The organism is Arthrobacter sp. I3 (genome assembly GCF_000520575.1).
Lineage (GTDB): Bacteria > Actinomycetota > Actinomycetes > Actinomycetales > Micrococcaceae > Arthrobacter > Arthrobacter humicola_A.
Window position 1 is genome coordinate 61,678 of the sequence record NZ_KI914902.1, and the last position, 7,495, is coordinate 69,172.

7 protein-coding genes and 1 pseudogene are annotated in these 7,495 nt (G+C 68.2%); 3 read left to right on the forward strand and 5 right to left on the reverse strand.

The window, feature by feature from the left end:
- Positions 1-236 (reverse strand): annotated as a pseudogene (locus Y706_RS27720) (aminodeoxychorismate lyase); the annotation flags it as partial.
- A gap of 96 nt (positions 237-332) precedes the next feature.
- Between Y706_RS27720 and cls the strand changes: the two are divergent.
- The gene (cls, locus tag Y706_RS0103015; RefSeq protein ID WP_043434560.1) at positions 333-1,805 is read left to right on the forward strand and encodes a cardiolipin synthase; all 1,473 of its coding nucleotides are present in this window, start codon (positions 333-335) and stop codon (positions 1,803-1,805) included.
- A 23-nt stretch (positions 1,806-1,828) separates the two neighbouring features.
- On the opposite strand, the gene pabB is transcribed toward cls, so the two are convergent.
- The 4 genes from pabB to Y706_RS0103035 form a co-directional block, all read right to left on the reverse strand.
- A complete protein-coding gene (gene pabB, locus Y706_RS0103020) occupies positions 1,829-3,910 on the reverse strand; it encodes an aminodeoxychorismate synthase component I (protein ID WP_028275403.1) in 2,082 nt (693 codons plus the stop codon).
- Positions 3,907-4,479 carry a low molecular weight protein-tyrosine-phosphatase gene (locus Y706_RS0103025; protein WP_028275404.1) on the reverse strand — a complete coding sequence of 191 codons (573 nt, stop codon included), beginning with the start codon at positions 4,477-4,479 and terminating at the stop codon, positions 3,907-3,909. The genes pabB and Y706_RS0103025 overlap by 4 nt, the downstream gene beginning before the upstream one ends.
- 75 nt (positions 4,480-4,554) lie before the next feature.
- Positions 4,555-5,094, reverse strand: coding sequence for an NUDIX hydrolase (locus tag Y706_RS0103030; RefSeq protein WP_028275405.1), 540 nt, complete (start codon positions 5,092-5,094; stop codon positions 4,555-4,557).
- Positions 5,095-5,143: 49 nt separating this feature from the next.
- A complete protein-coding gene (locus Y706_RS0103035; RefSeq protein ID WP_028275406.1) occupies positions 5,144-5,623 on the reverse strand; it encodes a MarR family winged helix-turn-helix transcriptional regulator in 480 nt (159 codons plus the stop codon).
- A 124-nt stretch (positions 5,624-5,747) separates the two neighbouring features.
- Here Y706_RS0103035 and Y706_RS0103040 point away from each other — a divergent pair, with 124 nt between their 5' ends.
- Positions 5,748-6,683 (forward strand): SDR family NAD(P)-dependent oxidoreductase, encoded by a 936-nt coding sequence (locus Y706_RS0103040; protein ID WP_028275407.1) that lies wholly within the window; start codon positions 5,748-5,750, stop codon positions 6,681-6,683.
- A 1-nt stretch (position 6,684) separates the two neighbouring features.
- On the forward strand, positions 6,685-7,495 hold an 811-nt coding region (locus tag Y706_RS23320; protein ID WP_043434427.1), incomplete at its 3' end, for an amidohydrolase family protein.

Genomic DNA, 7,495 nt, shown 5'->3' on the forward strand with positions numbered 1-7,495 from the left:
ATGTCCAGCTCCAGAAGCCGGGCCGAGCCCGCCAGCCGGGTCAGATGCGCCTGGATCTTGCGGGGCCGGCCGCCGACGGCAAGGAGGGATTCGAAAACGCCGTCGCCCCGGGTGGCGCCCAGGTCCGTGGCCATCAGCTGCGGCTGCGACGCGTCGGCAACGCGGCCGCCGTCGAACGCCGGGTCGAGGAAGACCAGAACGGTCGCGGGCGCAGGAACAGGGGCAGGAGTGGTCATGGCTAAAGCTTAGTCTCGGTGGTCCCGGGATAGGATTTGGGCACTGCCCGTTCGGAACTGTTCCGCGTGGCTTGTACGTTGAGGGGTTCGCCTGTGCTGTGGCCATTTCCGCTGGCGGAGACTTTACCGTCCTGGGCGATTCTGATTTTGACGGTGATCGACTTCGCCATCCGCGTGCTGGCACTGGGCATCATCCCCGGAAACCGGCGGCCCACCACCGCGATGGCGTGGCTGCTGGGCATCTTCATCGTGCCGACCATCGGCCTGCTCCTGTTCCTGCTGTTCGGCAACTTCCGGCTCTCCCGCAAGCGCCGCGCGCAGCAGGACGCGGTCAATACCCGAGTGCGCGCCGGGACCTCGGAACTGGCGATGCTGGAAAGCCGCTACGCCGGACCTGAATGGGTGGCTTCCGCCGCGGAACTGAACAAGACGCTGGGCTCGCTGCCGATGGTGGACGGTAACCAAGTGGAGCTGCTGCCCGGCTACCCCGACTCCATCAAGGCGATGGCCGCGGCGGTCCGCGGCGCAAAGTCCTTCGTCAACGCCGAGTTCTACATCATGAGCTCGGACCACGTCACGGACGATCTGCTGACCGCGCTGGAAGAGGCCGCCGAGCGCGGCGTCGAGGTCCGTGTCCTGTTCGATCACCTTGGCACGCTTCGCATCAAGGGCTATCGCAAGCTGATCGCCCGGCTCAAGGCCAGCAAGATCCGCTGGCGGCCCATGCTGCCGCTCAGCCCGCTGCAGGGGCAGTGGCGCCGACCGGACCTGCGCAACCACCGCAAGATCATGGTGATCGACGGCGAGATCGCCTTCACCGGATCGCAGAACCTGATCGAGCCCTCCTACAACAACCCCAAGCACCGAAAGATCGGCCGCGAATGGGTCGAGCTGATGGCCTGCCTGCGTGGACCGATCGTCACCACGCTCAACGTCGTCTTCGCCACGGACTGGCTCAGCGAGACCGACGAATCCATTGAGGAACAGCTCGCGCACCGGCCCGAACTGCACGCCGGCAACATCACCGCCCAGGTGGTGCCCAGCGGCCCCGGCTTCATCACCGAAAACAATCTGCGGCTCTTCAACACGCTGATTTACTCGGCTCAGCGCAAGATCTCGATCTGCAGCCCGTACTTCGTCCCGGATGACTCGCTGCTGTATGCGGTGACGACGGCGGCGCAGCGCGGCGTCGACGTCGAACTCTTCGTCTCGGAAAAGGGCGACCAGTTCCTGGTCCACCACGCCCAGCAGTCCTACTATGAGGCGCTGCTTGAAGCCGGGGTGCGGATCTACCTCTACAAGGCCCCCTTCGTGCTGCACGCCAAGCACTTCACGATCGACGACGACGTTGCCGTGCTGGGTTCCAGCAACATGGACATGCGCTCCTTCTCGCTGAACCTGGAGGTGTCGGTGATGCTCTTGGGGGAGGACATCGTGCGGCGGATCAGCGCCGTGGAGGACACCTACCGGGGCATTTCGCGCGAACTTACGCTCGAGGACTGGATGAAACGTCCGATGGGCGTCAAATACGTTGACAACGTCGCGCGGCTGACGGCCACCCTGCAGTAGCCGGGGGCGGCGGGACAGCCGACTCAGCCCGTGGGAAACCCGGCGCCGAGCGCCGAGAGGACACCGAACGCTTTGGTCCGGATTTCGTCGTACTCCTCCTGCGGGGTCGAGTCGGCGGTGACAGCGCCGCCGACGCCGAGACTCAGTTCCGCGGCACCCTCGCCGAGGGCGCTGACGACGAGGGTCCGGATTGCCACGGCGAGGTCGGCGGCCCCGTTCAGGGAGAAGTAGCCGATCGCCCCGGAGTACACGCCGCGCGGCGCGGCCTCCAGCCGGTCCAGGATGGCCATGGTGCTGACCTTCGGGGCGCCGGTCATCGAACCGGCGGGGAAACAGGCCGCGACTGCCTCGGCCCGCGGCATCCCGGGCCGCAGCCGGGCATCGATGGTGCTCACCATTTGGTGCACGGTGGCGTAGCTCTCGATCGCGCACAGCCGGCTGACGGCCACCGAACCCGGGACGGCAAAATGGCTCAAGTCGTTGCGCAACAGGTCCACGATCATGATGTTTTCCGCCCGGTCCTTGGCCGAAGATTCCAGTTCCTCGCGCAGCGCGGCATCCGTGCCTGGGTCTGTGTCCCGGCGGCGCGTGCCCTTGATCGGCTCGGCCCGCATCCTGCCGTCCGCGGCAATCTGCAGGAACCGCTCCGGCGACGTGCTCGCCACGGCGAGCCCGCCGAACCGCAGGAAGCTGGCGAACGGGGCCGGGTTCCGGCGCCGCAGGTCCAGGTAGGCCGGCCACGGATCCACGCCCTGAGGCCCCGCGGGCGAGGCAGCCGTGAGCACTGTGGTCAGGCAAACCTCGTAGGTGTTTCCTTCCGCGATCTCACGCTGGGCCTCGGTGACCTTCGCCTTGTAGCCGGCTTCCGTGTCCCGGGCGGCGAAGCGCGGGGCGGTGGGTTGCGGGGCGCTGGTTTGCGGGGCACTGGCACGCTGGGCTGGGGAGGCGTGCGCGGCCACTTGCGCCGACGCGGCCGCGGTGACGGCCGTGCGCGCCGTCTCAAGCCAGTCCCCGGCCTCGGGTGCGTCCAGGGTCAGCAGCCAGGCTGTGCCCTCGGCATGGTCAAGGACCACGGCACGGCCGGCGAAGATCAGGCAGGCGTCCGGGGTGGCGGCGGTGACGTCGTTCCCGCCGGTTTCGCGCTTGAGCTCGTAGCCGAGGTACCCGAGCCAGCCCAGGGTGAACTCGCACGGGTAGGCCTCGGGTGCGCGGAGCACGCGGCGGCCCCACACGCCGTCGAGCCAGCGGAAGAACGGGCCATCGGTGGTCACGGTGGCCTGGCCCGTGCTGACGCGGGTCCGTCCGGAACTGTGCCGGACGGCCTGGCCGAAGCGGCCGCCGTCGTCGGCCAAAATGCTGAAGCGGCTCCGCTCCGCGGCCTCCGGGGCCAGTCCTGCCGGGTCCAGGGAGGAGTCGAGCCACACGGCGTTGGGTGAACCGCCAAAGAGCGCCGCAAACAGCCGCCCGGCCTCGGGCCGGGCCTCGACCCGTTCTGCCAGCAACTGCAGCCCGCGCCGGGCGGCGAGTTCGGGCAGCAGGGCGGGGGCGACGGCGGGAAGGTACTGAAGGGCCTGCAGGACGTCGTCCGGGGCGGTGCCGTCCGCCAGGTTGAGCACGTGCACATCCGCGCGGGCCGGGACGTCATCGGCCGCCAGCCACTCCGCTTCCTGCGCAGCCCACTGGTCCCAAAACGGTTCGTAGGTGTCGCCGTCCCGGGCCAGCGCCCGGGCCCGGCGGTCCGCGTCGGAGGAGTCCGCCCAGATCACCGCGTCCAGCAGGGGCACTGCGGCCGCCGCGGCGGCACCGACGCCCTCCACCAGGACGATTTCGGCCGGGCGTGTGGTGCGGGTCTCGCCGTCGTAGTGCCGTGCCCAGTCCCAGCTGACCCATTCCGCGTTCTCCCCGCGCCGCAAGGGCGAAAGCACGGTGGTGACGTAGCGTTCGATCCCCGCCGCCAGCCCGTTCCAGCCGGGATAGATGTCCTCGAGGTGGAAGAGCGAGACCTTGTGGTGCTCCCTCAACCGCGCCGCCAGTTCGATCGCCAGGGTGGTCTTGCCGGAGCCGGAGCGCCCGTCGATTGCGATGATGACGGGTGCGGGGCTCATGAAATAGAGCGTACCGGCTGCTGTGCATTGGGTTGATCACTGCCGTGATGTTGCCCGTCCTGCCGCTCAAGCTCGGTGCGTACGTGCTGCACAACCCCCGGAAGGGAGGCCCGGATGAGGTTCCAGGTGGTGTCGAAGTCGGTGTGGCCGCCGTACCACGGGTCCTCGATGCCCTGCTCCAGCGGGTCCTCGTCCGCCACGGCGGGGTCGAAGCTGCGGAGCATGCGGATCTTGGCCAGGGAGTCCCGGTCCGGTGCTGCCTGCCGGAGCCAGCCGTAGTGGTCGACGTCGAGGGCCAGGATCAGATCCCGGCTCGCGAACCATTCAGGCCGCCATTCGCGCGCCACGTGGCGGTCCGAAGCGATGTTCTGCGCCGTGAGTTTGCGCGCTGCCCGGGGATCGATGGGCCGGCCGGCCTCATACGCGGTGGTGCCGGCGGAATCGACCACGGCCCCCGTGAGGCGCTCGGCCCGGAATGCCTCCGCCAGCATAAGTTCCGCCATCGGGGACCGGCAGATGTTTCCGGTGCAGACCGCGATGATCCGGTACTGGCTCGACATTGAGGTCATAGCTAAGCATGAACGATCCCGGGCCTCTTGGCTAGCTGGCCCCCGCGAAATATTACAAAAGATGTCAACCGACTTTTACTTATTGTCATGCCCGGGCGCGGGGGCGGCCGGGTCAAGTCCAAGGTGCCGGACCAGCGCGTCGAGGACCGGCAGCTGGCCCTTGACCAGCCTGGACCGGGCTGCGGGCTCGGCGGTCCATTCCGCGCGGTCGATCTCGGGGAAGCTTCCGATTGTGCCCGATCCCCTCGGCCACTCCAGCTCGAAGGTGTTGCTCACGATGCGTTCGGGCTGGAAGTCCGCTTCCGCCGTGAAGACCGTGATGATCTTGCCGGAGGGCTGGCGGAAGTCGCCGAGCCGGTGGTACTCGGCGGCGGGTGCCGGTGTGCCGATTTCCTCCGCGAACTCGCGGTGCGCGGCCGCCAGGGGGTCCTCGTCGGCGAGGTATTCTCCCTTGGGGATGGACCAGCCGCGGGCGTCCTTGCGGGCCCAGAACGGGCCGCCCATGTGGGCTATCCAGAGCTCGAGCTGGGGTGCGCTGCCGGATGGCGGCGCCCCGCCGGGCGGGGATGCACTCCTTAGCCGGTACAGCAGAAGGCCTGCGCTGCGAACGGTCATGGCTCCCTCCTGCCCCAAGGGTATTCCCTCAGTGCTTGAGCGGCCGCGATCAGGCTGCCGGCCCCCACAGAGCCTTGCGGAGCAACCCCTTGAGTGTCGCGATCTCCGGGGCGCTGAGGCCGGCCAGGGCGGCGGATTCCGCGTCCCGCGCCGCGGCCTCGGCCCGCCGGAAGAGGGCTTCCCCCTCCGGGGTCGAGGAAACAATCTTGGCGCGCCGGTCCAGCTTCCCGGGCGCCCGGATCACCAGCCCGCGCTTCTCCAGCTCGTCGATCAGGGCGACAATCTGGCTCGGGTCCAGGCTGAGGAACTCGGCCATCTCCCGCTGGGTTGGTTCCAGCCCGCTGTTGGCCAGGGCGAGCACCGAATAGGAGCGCTCCTTGAGGTCGAACGCGGCCAGGGCGCGGTTGTTCAGGACCGACCCGCCGGCATGCAGCTTGGCCAGCAGGAAGCCCGCGTCCAGGCTGATGGTTGCCGCCGTGAGCTTCTCCGCAGGCTCGGTGCCCGGCCCGTCGTCAACTTCGGTCGCCATGCCCAACTCCAATAGTCCAAAAAATAAATCGTTGACTTTTTCAACTATCCATATTTTCATGGATACAGAACAGCATCCCACGCCGCGGGGCCGGATGCACAAGGCAGCTAGCAAAGGAGCGGCAATGAGCCTGTCAGGAAAAGTAGCAATCGTCACCGGAAGCGGACGGGGCCTCGGCCTGGCCTACGCCCGGGAACTGGCCCGCCAGGGCGCCGCCGTCGTCGTCAACGATGTGGACGCCGAGGTCGCCGCCGACGCTGTCCGGACGATTCAGTCCGACGGCGGCCGCGCAGCCGCCGTCGTCGCCCCGGTGGGCAGCTCCGACGTCGCCAAGAAGCTCGTGCAGGCAGCCGTCACCGAGTTCGGCCGGCTGGACATCCTGGTCACCAACGCCGGCATCCTGCGGGACAAGAGCCTGCTGAAGATGACGGACGAGGACTTCGACGCCGTGATCAACGTCCACCTGCGCGGCACCTTCACCTGCGCCCGGGAGGCCTTCGGCTACTTCAAGGAGCACGGCATTCCCGGCCGCATCATCACCATCGGCTCCCCGACGGGCCAGCGCGGCAACTTCGGCCAGACCAACTACGCCGCCGCGAAGGCCGGAATCGTGGGCATGGTGCGCACCTGGGCGCTGGAAATGAAGAAAGCCGGCGTCACCGCCAACGCCGTCATTCCCGTGGCCGCCACCGCCATGACCAAGACCGTCCCGTACTTCCAGAAGGCCGTCGAGGCCGACGAGCGCGGCGAGACGATGCCGGCCTTCTTCCGCCACGACCTCGGGTTTGGCACGGCCGGCGACGTCGCCGGGCTGGTGGCCTTCCTGGCCTCCGATGCTGCCGCCGGCGTCACCGGCCAGGCAATCGGAGCGGGCGGTGACCGGCTGCAACTCTGGACCCACCCCGACGCCGCCGCCACCGAATACCGCGAGGACGGCTGGGGCTACCAGGATCTCGTGGACAACTTCGGCGCGCTCTTCGGGGACAAGCTGCAAAGCGTGGGCGAGGACTTCCTGCCGCTGCCGGCGGAACTCCAGCCCGAACCGGCCGAGGTCCGCTGAGATGGCTGCCCGGCGCTACGAACCCGGCATCGACGCCGCCTCACTCGATGCGATCGACATGCACGTCCACCTCGAAGTGGACGGCCACGGCCACGAGTCCCTTCCGGCGGCCCTGACCGAGGCCTCCGCCAAGTACTTCAAGGCCGAGGACCGCAGCCCTTCGCTGGACCGGATCGCCGAGGTCTACCGCGAACTGAACATGGCCGCCGTCGTCTTCACCGTCGACGCCCGGACCCAGCTCAAGCACGAGCCCAACAGCATCCCGGACCTCATTGCCGGGGCGGCGCGGAACAACGACGTCCTGATCCCCTTCGGGAGCGTGGACCCCCGCACCGGCGCCGAGGCGATCCAGGGCGCCAAGCACCAGGCAATCGACCTCGGCGCGCGCGGGTTCAAGTTCCATCCGAGCCTGCAGGGCTTCGACCCCTCCAACGAGCAGTTCTACCCGCTCTGGGAAACCTTGCAGGAACTGGGCCTGCCGGCCATCTTCCACACGGGACAGAACGGCATGGGGGCCGGGCTCCCGGGCGGATACGGCATCAAACTGGCCTACTCCAACCCCCTCCTGCTCGACGCCGTGGCCGCGGACTTCCCGGAGCTGCAAATCATCATGGCCCACCCCTCGGTGCCGTGGCAGGACGAGGCCAACTCGATCGCCACGCACAAGGCCAACGTGTTCATCGACCTCTCCGGCTGGTCCCCGAAGTACTTCCCGGAGTCACTGGTCCGGATGGCCAACTCGGTCCTGCAGGACAAGGTCCTGTTCGGCACCGACTTCCCGCTCATCACCCCGCAGAAATGGCTGGGCGCCT